Below are 16269 nucleotides of genomic sequence, written 5' to 3'. Positions count from 1 at the left end.
CACTAGATATCTAATACATTTTTAATGTGCTTAGGTTAACGCTTAAGACATGAGTGAAACATGATCTCAACACATATTTAATACTAAAAAATGGCAAGAACTGTCACTTTTGACCAGTTTGAAAACACTTATTTATGGTAATGATTGTATATGTAGTCTCGGTCTGAAAATACTCTCAGCCACTCTGGCTTGAATACGGTTAAAACCGCCAGTGCCAAACCATTTAATAGACCTTCTGGAAAGGCGAGCAACGGCACAAAAACAAAGTAGTTATGTTGAATGGTTTCCCAATCGTAGTGACCAACTGATAGGTGATAAAAAGAGTTAATGATGAGGTGCAGACTTCCTGTTATCGCGCCATTGAAAAATCCAGCAACGAAGATGAAAACAAAAATGTTTCGTGGCAAGTAGTGGTAACTCAGAAGAAACACTAAGTAACTAATGAAAATCGGAATTAGGGCAGATAGAACTAACGACGTGGGTAAGAGTAGCAAGGACACATCATGTAGTAGGTGGTTGACCAACATAGCGGGAATGCTGAGTATAAATGCCATGCGCCAACCATACATCATCGTCAGCGTTGTTAGTGCAAGAAAATGAATCTGTAATCCTTCTTTTACACCTGCTTGAGCGGCCCATAAAATACTGAAAAAGAAGAGCGTTGCAAAAACGAGGTGCTGAAATCCTTTTTCTTTTTCCAGTTTGGGCCAAACGACTTTTTTCCAATCTGGTAGGCAGTAGACTACTACTATCCAAATTGAGACAACAAGAGAGCCTAAGTTAAACAAATCCATGTTACTTCCTTCCTATGCGAACATGACGCAATCATTTCTATCGTTCTTTTTATACCTAAATGACCGCAGAGAAACTCACTGATAAGGCTTAGATATAATCAAAAAAATACCAGCAATAAGCTGGTATTTTAAAGAGGTTAGTCTTGCGGTTCACTTAGTATTTTACGTTATCGTTGTATTGAGCAAGAATGGATTGAATTTCATCCATGGTTTCTTTCGGTGGCGGGTTTACGCCTTCGAGTGGGTATTCTAAGCCTAACGCTTCCCACTTATGAGCCCCTAATTTGTGGTAAGGAAGTAACTCGACCTTTTCGATGTTATCCATGTCTTTAATAAATTCACCAAGCATGTGTGCTGCTTCTGGGTCATCTGTGTAACCAGGCACGACGACATAGCGAATCCATGTTTTCTTTCCGATTTTTTGCAAGTAACGAGCAAAGTCCAATGTGCGTCGGTTGGATACACCGATGAGATCTTGGTGCACTTCGTCTTTCATGTGTTTGATGTCAAGCATGACTAAGTCTGTTGCATCCAGTACTTCATCGATAACATCAGTGTGCTTACGAACATAACCGTTAGTATCTAGACATGTATGAATGCCTTCGGTTTTAGCTGCGCGGAAAAAATCACGTACGAATTCCGGTTGAAGCATCGCTTCGCCGCCAGAACAAGTAACGCCACCACCTGATGCATTCATGAAGTGGCGGTAACTTTTCGCTTCGGAAATGATTTCTTCAACCGTGACTTCTTTGCCATCATGCGTGTCCCAAGTATCGCGGTTATGGCAATACTTACAGCGCATTAAACAACCTTGCAAGAAGACGATAAATCGAATACCAGGTCCGTCTACGGTACCACATGACTCAAATGAGTGAATACGACCAGCTGTTGACATCTTTTGCTCTCATTACTAGTAAATTCTAGCTGTTATTTTATTACAAAAAGCAGGGTTAAAACAGCTTTGTCGGTACTAAAGGCAAGGTTATTTGAAGAAAGAAAATAGATGGAGCCAATCTGCATAAACGCTTGAACACGAGGTGGTTAATACCTACCCCGAGAACTTGCCGTGTATCTAGATTGACTTCGATGCTGGGATAATCCAGTTTTTAGAAAAAGGCGAACACGGAGAACGAGCCTGTCCCATAAACATCGGTTTGGGCTTCTTCATAATCCGGTGTTTTAATTGTAAAGGTGATGCTTGCACCGTAATTTTGGTTGTACCAAGATACTCCCGCGACGGCACTTGCTTGCCAATTTTGCAGTGTGACGTCGTATGGCGCTGACGGTTCAGGAATGCCAGGACGATCTCCTTCGATAGTCATGTCATTAAAGCGGTAACGACCTTCAAACCCGGTGAACAAGAACCAACTCGACGTGTTCTGAGCGATCATACTTGCTGAGAAAGGGCTTTCGACACTGATATTGGCGGCTCCGATGCTATTTGCTAGGTTTGTACCCCAACGAAACATGACGCCTTGAGAGACATCACTACGGAAGTTACCCGCATTGATGTCGTTAATGTTGGTGATCTCCCATTGTGTTTTTTGTTCTTCGCTGCGCATCAATTTGTTAAATACGCGGTAACCAAGGCTGAACGCAACTTTATCTTCAATCTGGTAATCCCAACCTTGAGGGTCCGTCGATCCTGTTATGCCGTGAACGATTTCTTGCGCCTTTTCTGATAGCGAACTTTCACCCGTAGCTCCTATGGTGAAATTGTACCGTACAGCTTTGTCACTCGTTAGGGAAAGGTAGTTGATTTCGGTGTGTAGGTAACCGGCATATGGGCGATCATTGATTAGTGGATAATCGGCTTCAATGTCGCTTGGAGTCCACATCTTGTGGCCAAGAACCAACTCTATTTTATCGATATTGGCGTGCTCTGAGTTAGCTAGACTCAGCCATTTCCATTGGCTTTCTTGTGTCAGTTGGTCTGTCGCGTAAGAAAGGAAAACACCATTCGTATAGTCTTGATCGACGCCAAAAATACCATCGTTGTCGATGGTAAAAGAAACCGTAGACTTAGTGGATGCTATTGCAACTGGAGAAAGAAGGGTAAGAATAATTAATTTACTAAATCTCATAGACTTTATTTGCTAACTTTTTTCGCATCATACGTAAGAATGCGGGCAAAAGTCTTTCGCGATATCACAACTTTCATTCAAGAAATAAAAAAAGGCTGATGCTACTTAGCATCAGCCTTTGTTGTATTACTAGAACGTTATTTCGCTATAGTCTTATAGAGACTCAGTGAATGTACGCGCGATTACGTCAGCTTGTTGCTCTGCAGTTAGAGAGTTGAAGCGAACAGCGTAACCAGATACACGGATTGTTAGCTGAGGGTATTTCTCTGGGTGCTTAACTGCGTCTTCTAGAGTTTCACGGTTAAGAACGTTCACGTTTAGGTGTTGACCACCTTCGATACCCGCTTCGTGGTGGAAGTAACCATCCATAAGACCAGCAAGGTTAGCGCGTTGTGAACCCTCATCTTTACCTAGTGCGTTAGGTACGATAGAGAATGTGTAAGAGATACCATCTTGTGCGTCAGCAAACGGCAGTTTAGCAACTGAAGTTAGTGATGCTACAGCACCTTTCTCGTCACGACCGTGCATTGGGTTTGCACCTGGAGCAAATGGAGCACCAGCACGACGACCGTCAGGCGTGTTACCAGTTTTCTTACCGTAAACCACGTTTGAAGTGATAGTAAGAATTGACTGAGTAGGGATTGCATCACGGTAAGTCTTAAGCTTACGGATTTTGCCCATAAATACAGAAACAAGTTCACATGCAATGTCATCAACGCGTGGGTCGTTGTTACCGAATTTAGGGTAATCGCCTTCGATTTCGAAGTCGATTGCTAGACCGTCTTCGTCACGAATTGGCTTAACTTTTGCGTATTTAATTGCAGATAGTGAGTCAGCCGCAACAGATAGACCAGCAATACCACAAGCCATAGTACGTTTAACGTCACGGTCGTGTAGAGCCATTAGTGCCGCTTCGTAGCTGTACTTATCGTGCATGAAGTGGATAGCGTTTAGTGCAGTCACATATTGTTTCGCTAGCCAATCCATGAAGTGGTCCATTTTCTCCCACAGTTCATCGTAGTTAAGAACATCGCCTTCGATCTTAGGCATTTGCGGGCCAACTTGGATTTTTAGCTTCTCATCCACACCACCGTTGATGGTGTAAAGCATTGTTTTCGCAAGGTTCGCACGAGCACCGAAGAACTGCATTTGCTTACCAACAACCATTGGAGATACACAACATGCGATCGCGTAGTCGTCAGAGTTCATGTCTGGACGCATTAAGTCGTCATTTTCGTACTGAATAGAAGAAGTATCGATAGATACTTTCGCACAGAACTTCTTGAAGCCTTCAGGTAGTTGCTCAGACCAAAGAACAGTGATGTTTGGCTCTGGAGAAGGACCCATAGTGTATAGTGAGTTTAGGAAACGGAAGTTTGTACGAGTAACTAGCGTACGACCGTCAAGACCCATACCACCCATAGACTCAGTTGCCCAGATAGGGTCGCCAGAGAATAGATCATCGTACTCAGGAGTACGTAGGAAACGAACCATACGTAGTTTCATTACGAAGTGGTCGATCATTTCCTGAGCTTGTTCTTCAGTTAGCTTACCAGCCGCGATATCACGTTCGATGAAGATGTCTAGGAACGTAGAAGTACGACCTAGAGACATAGCCGCACCGTTTTGAGATTTAACAGCAGCTAGGTAACCGAAGTAAGTCCACTGAATAGCTTCTTGCGCAGTTTCAGCAGGACGAGAAATATCACAACCGTATTTTGCAGCCATTTCTTTGATTTGACCTAGAGCACGGTGTTGCTCTGCGATCTCTTCACGAAGCTGCATTGTCATTTGTAGGTCTTCGCCGTTCTCAAAACGCTCTTGTAGAGAAGAGAACTGCGCGAATTTATCCTTCATTAGGAAGTCAATACCGTATAGAGCAACACGACGGTAGTCACCGATGATACGACCACGACCGTATGCATCTGGAAGACCAGTCAGTACGCCAGATTTACGACACGCCATGATTTGAGGAGTGTAGATATCGAAAACGCCTTGGTTGTGAGTTTTACGGTATTCTGTGTAGATTTTTTTAACTTGTGGGTCTAGCTCGCGGTCGTAGGCTTTGCATGAACCTTCAACCATGCGGATACCACCGTTAGGGATGATCGCACGTTTTAGAGGAGCGTCAGTTTGAAGACCTACGATAGTTTCTAGGTCTTTTTCGATGTAGCCTGCATCGTGAGCAGTGATGGTAGAGATAACTGAAGTATCAAAATCAACAGGAGCGTGAGTCGCGTTCTCTTGTTTGATGCCTTCCATTACCTTAGCCCAAAGCTTGTTAGTCGCTTCAGTACCTTCAGAAACTAGGAAAGATTCGTCGCCTTCGTACGGAGTGTAGTTCTTCTGAATGAAATCACGAACGTTTACTTCGTTTTGCCAGTCGCCTGCAGCAAAACCTTCCCAAGCTTTAGCAAATTGCTCTGCCATGACATACCTACCTTTTTAGTAGAAAAAAATACGTACTGCTTCGCCGTTGAGCCAGCTATCCCCAGATAAAAGAGGGGAACAGTACACTCTTATGAATAACAATATTTATAGTCTTAAATTTACGTATTCGATTTACAAAACTATAAATATTGTCACTAGTTTTAACGTTTCTCTTTTTAAGCAACAGTTAGAGGTTAAACTAAAATTTTTTTGCAAACCTTAAACTAAATCAATAAATCCTCAAAAATCTCGATAAAAATGGGGTAGCGACGAGCGCTACCCACAAATTTCTGGACTGCTAGCTTATAGCCAAGCTTGGATGCCATACTGGCCTTCAAGCATACCAACTGCAAGCATAGCAACTAAACAGATAACAAGTACGCTTACTGGGATCACAATCTTGTCTACAAATGATAGGCGAGACGCGCGCTCTTTATCTCCAATTAAACCGTTGTTATCTAAAAGCATAGTTAGTGCCCAAGCTAGAACTGGGTTAACAACGGCAGAACCAAAGATACAGATACCTGCTGCTTGTGAGTCTTTCGAGTCCTTCACCATCTGCATGCCAGCTTCAAGCAGTGGTAGAGATACACCAACGAGAAGAGCAACGCGCATAACTGGAGGCCATACTGCAACGTCCATAGGAAAACCAAGGATTGCAACAATAATACATAGAGAGCCTAGTAAGATGGCACCAGCAGGAATAGGGCGTTTCGCGATTGCAGCAGGGATCATGTAAGTCCCCCAAGATGATGTGATGTTACCACCACCCACTGCAGTACCGACCATTTGGCGAACGGAACACATTGTCATTGTGTCATCAACGTCCATCAGCACTTTCTCACTCTTACGTGGGTAGTTCATCTCTTGGAAGATACGGTGACCCAAGAAGTCAGGTGACCACATTGCTACCGCAAGAATGGCGAATGGTAGTGAAGCGATGAAGTGTTCCATATTAGGAAGACCAAGCATCCAACCTTCTTCTGTTGAACCCCACCAGTAGATTGGATTTAGGTTTGGAAGGCCTGTCTCGGTTACGAATTTAATATCGAAGCCTGCGCCAAGAGCAAGTGCGATTGCAAGCCCAGTGAAGGCACAAACAGGGATCGCTAGCCAGCGTTTGTTCACTTTAGCAAGGAACGCGTATAAGCCAATGGTAACCGCAAGAACAATTAGACCGATGTAACCCATGCTACCAGCGGCAACCGTATCGGATTGCAAACCAACAGCCCAAGCTTGAATAGAGTTAATTTGGCTCATGGTTCCGGTTAAACCTAGGAAAATAAGAAGGCCACCAGCCGTACCTTCAGAGGTGAGGTTAACCAGTTTTGACCCACCTTTTAAGAGGCTCAAAATCAAACCAAACACACCAATGAGAATTGCTAATGCAAGAGGATGAGCACCAGCAAGAGCGATGGTACCAATAAGAGGGATCATTGGGCCGTGGTTGCCTGCTAGGTTGGCTTTAGGGTTAATAAAACCAGAGGCAAGTACACAGAAAAGAAGTGCAGGGATGAGCATTTCTACACGCGCAACTTCGATAGCAAAGTCCTTGCCTAAGTTTACGTGGTCCCATGCTGCAGTAAGACCTTCAGCCCAAGACATCATTACCGCAGAGTACATTGCGATAATACCGATAGTACCAGCAAGTGCTGGAACAAGGTCTTCAAGCTCAAAGCGGAAGTCACGACCTGGCAAGTTCAAGCCAAAACGACGTGGCTTCATGATTTGTAGTTCGTGGTCTAGGTAGTCTGAACGGCTTGCGAACTCAGATGCTGGACGATGAAGCTCACGGTAGCTCTTGGTCTCGATATCTGAATCAGAGTGCGTTTTGTTAACTGCGTCTGACATAGATTCCTCATATATTTAAAAGTTATGAATTCTTCATTCAATTGTGTTAATCCGCATCCTGCGGCACGCTTATGCTAGCTATTGTTAGATTTGTTACACGTCGACACTGTGCCTAAGCATAGCTAATAACTTATTGTGTTGAGGCACAAAAAAAAGCCTCATCTTTTGGCAGGAGTCTAGCAAGATAGCCATTTAGGGTGATTGATTTAGATCACTTTAAGAATGGTTGTGAAATAAAACTACAGAAAGTTTCTGGCATGCGAATGAGATGCGGAGATCTTGTGTAATTTCATTACACAAGTTGCATAAAATTAGAACTTTTTGTCCTTTTGCACGAGATGCAGATTAAATGTCAATATTCACGATGATTATATAAAGCTGGCTTTATTCTTGCTTTGGACAGAGCAAAGACAATTTTTTGGCTAATCATTGCCGCTCAGTTTAGGAAAAAGACATGAAACAGCTTAAAGTACTGCCACTAGTGGCAATCATCTCAGGGTTAATGGTCGGTTGCGGCGGCGGTGGCGGCGGTGGCGGTGGTGCAGCGCCGAAAACTGCGTTTACTTTTGATTTTGCTATACCAGCAACAATGACTGAAAGTGAAGCAACTACGAAAGGTTGTACTGTATATGACCACAAAACTGAGCTGAACGGCGATAAAACGGTTTTAACCTACAGTGCAGCGTCAAAAGAGCAAGTGACCAACTATGTTATCGGTTACTACTCTGATGCAGATGGCAAAAGATCCGGAGACATTATCAAACCTACCACTGATAACTTTAAGTTTTATCTTGAAGATATCCCTGACGGCGGCTTTATAACGTTTCAAGCAATAGAATTTAACGGCAAAGAAGCTCGCGTAAACACGTTTTCAAAAGAGTTCTTGGAAGATAAGAAACTACGTAATGCTACTTTTGCACTAAACCGAGACTCTTTGAACAAATGCTTTACTGGCGGTAACTTAGCAAGCAATAAGTTTACTAACTTAGATTACCGAAATGCTGAATCAGGTGGCGGAGATTACAACTTTGTCTCGCAAACCGATATTTTCACGTCTCCGAACCCTGATATGTTGCCTACTGATGAACTGATGGGGCTTAAAGGTGAACCAACGGCATTGTTTCAGTATGAATCAGGTTCAAGCGACAAAGCGCTTTACCAATATGGTATTGGTTCGTGGGGAACTGGTGAGATAGCCTTAGTTAGAGCGGATAATACGTCAAACATTTATTCGTCTTCTGACTATACTTACGACTCGCTTAACATTGGCTTTGTTACTAACGGCTTTGCATATGACGCGTTGAAGCTGGATAAAACGGCCGTTGAATATAATCGCCCTAGTGCAACGAATAAAGAAACTTGGGTATACATGGCGTTCTCAGAGAATCAAGTTAATGGTTGGGAGTCTCTACTTAACGAAACGATCTCTGACGGATGGGATATTGACGTTGATCCGAGTGCTTACTTAAATATTGATAACCTGCCGAACACAAAACCAAGTGTATCAACGCAAGGAAGTGCAGAGTCCGTGATTGATCTGGACATGGGCTTAACATCGTCTACTGAAGGCTTTACTCGTGTCGCTTACTTTGCAACTTCAGGCGACTACAGAGTCACACATCGCATTTTCACAACAAGTGATAGTGATTCTGTTGTTGTTCCTGAATTGCATTACTACAACTTCCCAACATCGGCCGTTAACGGTTTGAAGGTTTCAGCTTCGGACGATTTTAATCGCACTGCTTTAGTAGTGAATGAAGATAGTAATATTGATTCTAAAGTTTTCATGAGCTTCTTCTCCAATGGTGAAGCGTCAGAGCCTGAACTAGATGAAGACCTAGATGGCATCATTACTTCTGAAAAAGAAGGCTTAGAAAATGAAGTGACATTACGTACTTCAAACTCGTTGGTAGTCAGTCGTTTTAATTAATTCATTGCGACCTCGAATAGGTTTCAATTAACACTTTTGTAAATTTATTAAGCCCCTTTGAAAGGGGCTTTTTTATATTTAATATTCAACTTTTGAAGAATATGTTGCTATATATTGCATATTAATTTGTCTATCGTATCTTTCTATTCGAATTGTTCAGGTTAATAATTTGTTGCAAGTTTCAAGGGGCGGTGCTAATTTGTTCCGAATTAGAGAGGGCGGAGTCCCTTAATTGCAGTGACAAAAACACAGGGAGTAGGGCGCATGAATGATGTACCAGCGCTAGATATAAAAGACCTGCACAAAACATTTGGACAAAATGAAGTTTTAAAAGGCATTTCACTTGCCGCGCACAAAGGAGATGTTATCTCCATCATTGGCTCTTCCGGCTCAGGTAAGAGTACCTTTCTCAGATGTATCAACTTGCTAGAAACGCCTACCGCGGGCGAAATTTGGGTAAATGGTGAATTAATCCAAATGAAGAACAACAGAGCAGGTGAATCTGTTCCTGCTAATGAAAAGCAAGTCCAACGTATTCGTTCACGCCTGGCAATGGTTTTCCAAGGTTTCAACCTCTGGTCTCACCTAACCGTACTAGAAAACGTGATTGAGGCGCCTGTTCATGTCTTAGGCGTGCCAAAAGCTCAAGCGATTGAAAACGCAGAAGTCTTGCTTAAGAAGGTAGGCTTGTATGAGCGTAAAGATTATTACCCTGGGCACTTATCTGGCGGCCAGCAGCAACGTGCAGCTATTGCCCGTGCGCTAGCAGTTGACCCAGAGGTGATGTTGTTTGACGAGCCAACTTCTGCGCTTGACCCAGAACTTGTAGGAGAAGTTCTGGGGGTAATGAGAGATTTGGCAGATGAAGGGCGAACTATGCTGGTGGTCACGCACGAAATGGCGTTTGCACGTGACGTATCAAACCATGTGATGTTTTTACATCAAGGCTTAGTGGAAGAACAGGGAAATCCAGCTAAGCTATTTACAAACCCGGATTCAGAACGATTACAGCAGTTTATCTCATCCATTTACTAATATTTGTTAGGCGGCAGACTATTGCCTCCTAAGCCAACACAACAAACAAAACGAAATAAAATAGCAATCACAGGAGTATGGAAATGAAAAAGTGGTTATTAGCAGCAACGATTGCTGCAACGGCAGTATCAGGTGTTGCCCAAGCGAAAGAATGGAAAACAGTTCGCTTTGGTATCGAAGGTGCTTACCCTCCGTTTAGCTGGACAGAAACTGATGGCTCAATAAAAGGCTTTGACGTAGACATGGCAAATGCACTCTGTGAAGAGATGCAAGTGAAGTGCAAAATCGTCGCTCAAGATTGGGATGGTATTATTCCTTCTCTGCTTGCACGTAAGTACGATGCCATCATCGCAGCAATGTCTATCACTGAAGAGCGCAAGAAAAAAGTCGATTTCACTGGCAAGTACGCACAAATTCCAAATAAATTTATCGCTAAGAAAGGTGCGGGTCTAGATTTTGATAATCTTAAAGATGTCAAAATTGGCGTGCAACGTGCGACGACACATGACAAGTACTTAACTGACAACTACGGCGATGATGTTGAAATTGTGCGTTATGGCTCTTTTGATGAAGCGTATCTTGATCTAGAAAATGGTCGAATTGCTGCCGTTTTAGGTGATGCGTCTGCTCTAGAAGAGGGTGTGATCAACAAAGCAGGTGGCGAAGCTTATGAGTTTGTTGGACCGTCGTTAACCGATCCAAAATGGTTTGGTGAAGGTATGGGTATCGCTGTTCGTAAACAAGACAAAGATCTGACGAAGAAACTCGACGCAGCAATTATTTCACTACGTGAGAAAGGTGTTTACCAAGAAATTGCTGGTAAATACTTTAACTACGATGTGTACGGTGAATAAACCGTAATTAAGCGACCGTTGGCTTGTTCCTAGAAGTAGTCAACGGTCGATTTTTTGAGTTTAGGGATTAGGAACTCACCTATGCTAGATTTACAAGGATACGAAGCTTCGATTTTGAAAGGAGCTTTAGTAACAATAGAAGTTGCAGTGCTTTCACTCATTCTCGCCATGGTCTTAGGCATGCTTGGCGCATTAGCTAAGTTAGCACCTTACAAATGGGCAAGGGCGATTGCCACTCTTTACACCACCGTCATTCGCGGTATTCCAGATTTGGTTCTGATGATGCTGATTTTCTTTGGTGGACAAATACTTTTAAATAACAGCCTTTACTCCATTAACGAAACGCTCAACGAGTGGTTTGCCTCGAGTGATCCAAACCATGAATGGACGTCTTACTTACCTGATTATATTGATGTCAGCCCATTTATTGCTGGTGTACTCACGATTGGTTTTATCTTTGGCGCCTACATGGCGGAGACTTTTCGTGGAGCGATCATGGCGGTGGACAAGGGTGAATTAGAAGCGGCGAAAGCTTATGGGATGAGCTCTGCTTTATCGTTTAGAAGAATCTTGCTTCCTCAGATGATTCGTCATGCATTACCTGGATTTGGTAATAACTGGTTAGTGTTACTTAAGACCACTGCGTTAGTTTCCATTATTGGTCTGGATGACATGGTGAGAATGAGCTCATTGGCAGCAGGTACGACCAAAATGCCGTTCACCTTTTACATGGCTGTCGCGCTCATCTTTCTATTTTTTACCAGCGTTTCGACCGGGCTACTCAAGCTTGTTGAGCGTAAGTTCAGTATTCATGCGAGGTAAGTTATGGACTTTTCTTTGATTATTGAAAGCTTTCCAACTTATCTTCAGGGACTTTGGACAACAGTTTGGTTAGTGGGATTAGCGTTGGTTATTGGCTTGTGTGTCTCTATCCCATTAGCCGTGGCACGCAATAGTACCAATTACGCTCTAAGCTTACCTTCTTGGGGATTCATTTACTTTTTCCGTGGAACGCCGCTATTGGTTCAGCTGTATTTGATTTACTACGGCATGGATCAGTTTTTCCCTGTGAAAGATACCTTATGGGAGAACGCTTGGTTCTGTGCTTTGGTCGCTTTTATTCTGAATACATCGGCTTACACCGCAGAAATTATTCGTGGTGCGATTAATGGTTTGCCGAAAGGTGAGGTGGAAGCTGCGAAAGCGTATGGCATGAGTAAGTTTATGACATACAGACGTATTATCTTGCCGAGTGCATTGCGTCGAGCATTACCAGCTTATTCAAACGAGGTCATATTTATGCTGCACGGAAGTGCAGTCGCGGGCATCGTTACCATCATGGATTTAACTGGTGCTGCGCGTCTAGTTAACTCGCGCTACTATGCACCATTTGAGTCTTTCCTGACGGCGGGGCTGTTCTACATGGCACTGACGTTTATGATCTTGTGGTGTTTCAAAGTGGCAGAGAAGCGTTTCTTAGCTTATCTGCGTCCTTTAAGCTAATTATCAATAGAGGCAATAGCATCGGAGTGGGTGCTATTGCTTTTGATAATTTTGTTATCTTCATTCCTATTTTTCCAGTCGATGTAAAAGACTCTTTCTTATTATTCATCAACTTACATTAACATTCGGTAAACTCATTGTTTAGTAAGTAAAAATGAAAAAAACAATTCTATCGTTGGGCATTGCCGCCTTAGCCACAGGATGTGGTGGGGGAGAGGGAGAATCACAACCTAATGCTCAAGTAAAACCAACGCCAGCTCCAGTTCAACAAGCTCTTGAAACTGGTAATGCACTGCTCGTTTCTGACCCGAGCGAATTCATTCGTAAAAGTCGTCAGGTTGTAGAAGCTCACAAGATGCAGTCGAATACGATCAAATCTGCAATTGCGAAAAGCCTTTCAGGTCTTTATTGGGATCCAACCCATGATGCCGCGATCTTGGCACCTCAGTATGGCTTCAACGACACCATCTTGATGACCAATAAGGCCATGGCAAGCGGTTACAAAGATCAAGCTCTGTCAATTGGCGTTGCCGGGGAAAAGTCTAATGGTCAACGTTACGCACTATTAGGTAGTAACCCATTTAGAACGGCACAACGTTTTCCCGACTCTTCCAACGCGGCGATGACGCAATGGTTAAGTAACCTGGTCACTTGGTTGTCGGGTGGAGTTACTTCAAACGTCGTCATCGCGCAAATGGATCAGTCTTATTACTTTCCGGATGAGCAAGCGACTCGGAATTGGCTGAAAGACAATGTTTCACAAGAGCTGGCGTTTAACGAGGCCAACCTATGCGATGGTTCGAAGCTACTTAGCTGCTTGCAAACCAATACTCCAAACTTATTGATCTTGTCACAGCATCTGCAATCTGGAGATACCAACAAACCAGTACTCGAAGCTTTGGAATACGCTGAGCAAGCCCAAATTCCTGTTCTATACCTGCATTGGGATGGAGGACTAACTGATCTTGGCCAAGACATTTTGGAAAAATTCCATGTTGATTATGTGGGAGATAACTATTGGCGTAAGTTAGGCTTGGTCGACTGGGAACCTTCATCGTTGATGAACGTTGTGCCGGACTCTGTCATCACACAACAAGCGCTGTTGTCTCGTTTTGAATCTCAAAATTTCAACGTTGACTTGTCAAAGTGTGATGACAAATCCTGCCCTGACACTGCGAATATGGACAGTCAATTTTATGCAGGGGCAAACAGCATTCGCCATTGGTTGCAAAAGCTTGATGAACAAAAAGTAGATTTGTTTAATCAAAACGGCTACCAATACGAAAAACTCATGGTATTGCTGGCTGATCATTATCGTCAAACGGTTGTCTTCCCGATGGACAAACAATCAACCCAAATGACCGAATTCCTAAAGTCGTACTTTGCCGATTACGTGCAATACAACAGCCGAAGCGTAAACCCAAAACAACCAAATATGGGGAACTTCAGCCGTAGTGAGTTTAGCCCTGACATAAAGAGAATCAGTGCAACGATTAATATGGAATCAAAGCGTAACTTCCGTTCGGCTGGTGTGTATGCGCTTCCTGGGGAAACCTTTACGGTTAAACGTAATGACAGCAATGATGTGGCGACTAAGATTGTCATCAACACTTTAAGAAGTGGTGCAACTCATGAGTTCAGCAAAGATGGATACACGCGACCAAAACTGCTGACTTCATTCGGCTATGAAGTGAAGCCGGGTGAAACCATCACGCTGACTTCTCCTTATGGTGGTCCAGTACAGGTTCACTTTGACAAAAATGATGTTCCGGTTGAACTGAAATTTAATCATGTGGCACAGCATCCAGTTTGGAGAAGTGAGAAGGACAACGACGCTTTTATTCAACAGTTAGAAGCCAATTTATTCGATTGGGCTGAGCTGATCACTCCTGGGTTTGAAGTACACTCAAAGCGCGACAAAATGTTGGAGTCGGTCAACGATGAAATGTGGTCTACCCCTTCGGAAATGGCGCTTGCAACAGAAGAATATGTTCACAACTACCCGCATGTGCTGGCAGGTTTCCAAGGGCCGGGCATAGATGAAGTGCCTGAAATTATTCAATACGCCCAAAACCAAGGTTGGGAAATCGCCAATATTGATATAGTGAAGCACATGAACGCTGACCAAGCGACGTGTGGTTATGGTTGTTCGGGTAACCCTTACGATGCTTACTGGTCATTCAGCCCACTCGGTCACGGTGATTTACATGAGCTTGGTCATGGTTTAGAAAAAGGTCGATTCCGATTTTCAGGCTGGGAAGGGCATTCAACGACCAATTACTACTCGTATTACAGTAAGTCTCGTTTCTTCCAGAATACGGGAAAAGTTTCAACTTGCCAAAGCTTGGATTTCAAAGGCCAGTTTGAATTATTGCAAGCTAGCCGAACTCAAGCGGATCCAAACGCATACATGGCTGCGCAAAATCAAACCAGTTGGAGTTGGGGCGCTCGTGTTTACATTCAAATGATGATGGCGGCGCAGCATGAAGGTGTGCTTAAAAGTGGTTGGCATTTATTGGCGCGCTTGCACCTGATTGAACGTGAGTTTAACCGCTTAAAATCGGATGACGCGCTTTGGGATGAGAGACGATTGAGCATTGGTTTTGCCAACTACTCTCGGGAAGAAGCAAATAGCATCTCGAACAGCGACTGGTTGCTTATTGCTCTGAGCTACATCTCTCAGCGAGATATGACTAGCTATCTCGATATGTGGGGGTTCTCGTTCACAGAAAAAGCGAAACAGCAGGTTGTGGAGCTGAATCTACCGCCGATGCCGCTCACTTACTTTGCAAGTAGTAATACAGGCTACTGTCTGAACGAATTTGCTCAAACACCGATAACTATTGATGGTCAAACGGTTTGGCCGCTGAATCAGTGATTAAATGGTAATTTGTATGAAAAAGGGAGACTGAGTCTCCCTTTTTATTGGACTAAGCTTAGCGTTGAGTCTCGCTTATAGCTTTGCAATATATTACTTAAATGTTGACCAGATTGGTGCGTGATCTGAAGGCTTCTCGATACCACGAAGCTCATAGTCGATACCAGATTCAATACACTTTTCCGCTAGAGAAGGGGTTGCCAAAATGACATCAATTCGTAGGCCACGGTTATCATCAAAACCGCGAGAACGGTAGTCAAACCACGAAAATTGATCGTTCACCTCTGGGTATAGCTTACGGAAGGTGTCCACAAAGCCCCAGTCTAGTAAGGTTTTCAACCATTCGCGCTCTTCAGGTTGGAATGAACATTTACCTGTTTTTAGCCAACGTTTACGGTTTGGCTCGCCGATACCGATATCTGCATCAATAGGGCTGATGTTGATGTCACCCATAACAATCAATTGCTCGTCGTTATTGTGATGATCGTTTAGGTAGGTCATCAGATCTTTATAGAATTGGCGCTTGTATGGGAATTTGGTTTCGTGGCTGATGTTATCCCCTTGAGGGAAATAGCCGTTTAGCACAGTGACCTTTTCGCCGTTTTCATTTAAAAACGTTGCCATGATCATGCGCTTTTGATGTTCCTCATTATCCGTCGGGAACCCTTTTTGTACGTGTAGAGGCTCTTGCTTACAAAGCATTGCTACGCCGTAATGTGCTTTTTGACCATGAAAATACACTTTGTAGCCCATGGCTTCGACAGCTTCAATCGGGAATGCTTCATCGTGAACTTTAATTTCCTGAAGACCAATCACATCAGGTTGGTGTTTGTCGATTAGCGCTTGGAGTTGGTGCAGTCGCGCACGTAGTCCATTGATGTTAAAGCTGATTACTTTCATTATTTATCCT

12 protein-coding genes are annotated in these 16269 nt (G+C 43.4%); 6 read left to right on the top strand and 6 right to left on the bottom strand.

Features of this window, described 5'->3' with window-relative positions; genetic code table 11:
* Window positions 1-128: 128 nt before the first annotated feature.
* The 5 genes from R8O10_RS15830 to R8O10_RS15810 all read right to left on the bottom strand — a co-directional run bounded on the left by R8O10_RS15830 (window position 129) and on the right by R8O10_RS15810 (window position 7159).
* On the bottom strand, window positions 129-794 hold the full coding sequence (locus R8O10_RS15830; RefSeq protein ID WP_318191548.1) for an energy-coupling factor ABC transporter permease: 666 nt from the start codon (window positions 792-794) through the stop codon (window positions 129-131).
* A 154-nt stretch (window positions 795-948) separates the two neighbouring features.
* Entirely contained in the window at window positions 949-1689 is a 741-nt protein-coding gene (gene pflA, locus R8O10_RS15825; RefSeq protein WP_005387854.1) for a pyruvate formate lyase 1-activating protein, read from the bottom strand.
* Window positions 1690-1900: 211 nt separating this feature from the next.
* Window positions 1901-2878, bottom strand: a complete 978-nt coding sequence (locus tag R8O10_RS15820) for a lipid A deacylase LpxR family protein (RefSeq protein ID WP_005387855.1) — start codon at window positions 2876-2878, stop codon at window positions 1901-1903.
* A 153-nt stretch (window positions 2879-3031) separates the two neighbouring features.
* Complete coding sequence (gene pflB, locus R8O10_RS15815) at window positions 3032-5308, bottom strand: formate C-acetyltransferase (RefSeq protein WP_005378442.1); 2277 nt, start codon at window positions 5306-5308, stop codon at window positions 3032-3034.
* A 303-nt stretch (window positions 5309-5611) separates the two neighbouring features.
* Window positions 5612-7159, bottom strand: coding sequence for a DUF3360 family protein (locus R8O10_RS15810; RefSeq protein ID WP_005378441.1), 1548 nt, complete (start codon window positions 7157-7159; stop codon window positions 5612-5614).
* 454 nt (window positions 7160-7613) lie between these two features.
* Here R8O10_RS15810 and R8O10_RS15805 point away from each other — a divergent pair, with 454 nt between their 5' ends.
* The 6 genes from R8O10_RS15805 (at window position 7614) to R8O10_RS15780 (ending at window position 15359) form a co-directional block, all read left to right on the top strand.
* Window positions 7614-9089 (top strand): 54K polar flagellar sheath protein A, encoded by a 1476-nt coding sequence (locus R8O10_RS15805; protein ID WP_115385845.1) that lies wholly within the window; start codon window positions 7614-7616, stop codon window positions 9087-9089.
* A 264-nt stretch (window positions 9090-9353) separates the two neighbouring features.
* Window positions 9354-10124 carry an ABC transporter ATP-binding protein gene (locus tag R8O10_RS15800; protein WP_005378438.1) on the top strand — a complete coding sequence of 257 codons (771 nt, stop codon included), beginning with the start codon at window positions 9354-9356 and terminating at the stop codon, window positions 10122-10124.
* Between the two features lie 83 nt (window positions 10125-10207).
* Window positions 10208-10978, top strand: coding sequence for an ABC transporter substrate-binding protein (locus R8O10_RS15795; protein ID WP_005378437.1), 771 nt, complete (start codon window positions 10208-10210; stop codon window positions 10976-10978).
* Window positions 10979-11059: 81 nt separating this feature from the next.
* Window positions 11060-11800 carry an ABC transporter permease gene (locus R8O10_RS15790; RefSeq protein WP_005378436.1) on the top strand — a complete coding sequence of 247 codons (741 nt, stop codon included), beginning with the start codon at window positions 11060-11062 and terminating at the stop codon, window positions 11798-11800.
* Between the two features lie 3 nt (window positions 11801-11803).
* Entirely contained in the window at window positions 11804-12481 is a 678-nt protein-coding gene (locus tag R8O10_RS15785; RefSeq protein WP_005378435.1) for an ABC transporter permease, read from the top strand.
* Window positions 12482-12635: 154 nt separating this feature from the next.
* A complete protein-coding gene (locus R8O10_RS15780) occupies window positions 12636-15359 on the top strand; it encodes an ImpA family metalloprotease (protein ID WP_318191547.1) in 2724 nt (907 codons plus the stop codon).
* A 93-nt stretch (window positions 15360-15452) separates the two neighbouring features.
* On the opposite strand, the gene xthA is transcribed toward R8O10_RS15780, so the two are convergent.
* Window positions 15453-16259, bottom strand: coding sequence for an exodeoxyribonuclease III (xthA, locus tag R8O10_RS15775; RefSeq protein ID WP_005378433.1), 807 nt, complete (start codon window positions 16257-16259; stop codon window positions 15453-15455).
* Between the last annotated feature and the right edge of the window lie 10 nt (window positions 16260-16269).

The organism is Vibrio sp. 1727 (assembly GCF_033344415.1).
In the GTDB taxonomy this organism is placed as follows: Bacteria; Pseudomonadota; Gammaproteobacteria; order Enterobacterales; family Vibrionaceae; genus Vibrio; species Vibrio alginolyticus.
Note: the sequence above shows the minus strand (reverse complement) of the source record. Positions and strands in the feature narration are given on the sequence as shown.

Bases quoted from the DNA above. Each gene is read 5' to 3' on its own strand.
- R8O10_RS15830 (WP_318191548.1), bottom strand. From the start codon at position 794: ATGGATTTGTTTAACTTAGGCTCTCTTGTTGTCTCAATTTGGATAGTA.
- pflA (WP_005387854.1), bottom strand. From the start codon at position 1,689: ATGTCAACAGCTGGTCGTATTCACTCATTTGAGTCATGTGGTACCGTA.
- R8O10_RS15820 (WP_005387855.1), bottom strand. From the start codon at position 2,878: ATGAGATTTAGTAAATTAATTATTCTTACCCTTCTTTCTCCAGTTGCA.
- pflB (WP_005378442.1), bottom strand. From the start codon at position 5,308: ATGGCAGAGCAATTTGCTAAAGCTTGGGAAGGTTTTGCTGCAGGCGAC.
- R8O10_RS15810 (WP_005378441.1), bottom strand. From the start codon at position 7,159: ATGTCAGACGCAGTTAACAAAACGCACTCTGATTCAGATATCGAGACC.
- R8O10_RS15805 (WP_115385845.1), top strand. From the start codon at position 7,614: ATGAAACAGCTTAAAGTACTGCCACTAGTGGCAATCATCTCAGGGTTA.
- R8O10_RS15800 (WP_005378438.1), top strand. From the start codon at position 9,354: ATGAATGATGTACCAGCGCTAGATATAAAAGACCTGCACAAAACATTT.
- R8O10_RS15795 (WP_005378437.1), top strand. From the start codon at position 10,208: ATGAAAAAGTGGTTATTAGCAGCAACGATTGCTGCAACGGCAGTATCA.
- R8O10_RS15790 (WP_005378436.1), top strand. From the start codon at position 11,060: ATGCTAGATTTACAAGGATACGAAGCTTCGATTTTGAAAGGAGCTTTA.
- R8O10_RS15785 (WP_005378435.1), top strand. From the start codon at position 11,804: ATGGACTTTTCTTTGATTATTGAAAGCTTTCCAACTTATCTTCAGGGA.
- R8O10_RS15780 (WP_318191547.1), top strand. From the start codon at position 12,636: ATGAAAAAAACAATTCTATCGTTGGGCATTGCCGCCTTAGCCACAGGA.
- xthA (WP_005378433.1), bottom strand. From the start codon at position 16,259: ATGAAAGTAATCAGCTTTAACATCAATGGACTACGTGCGCGACTGCAC.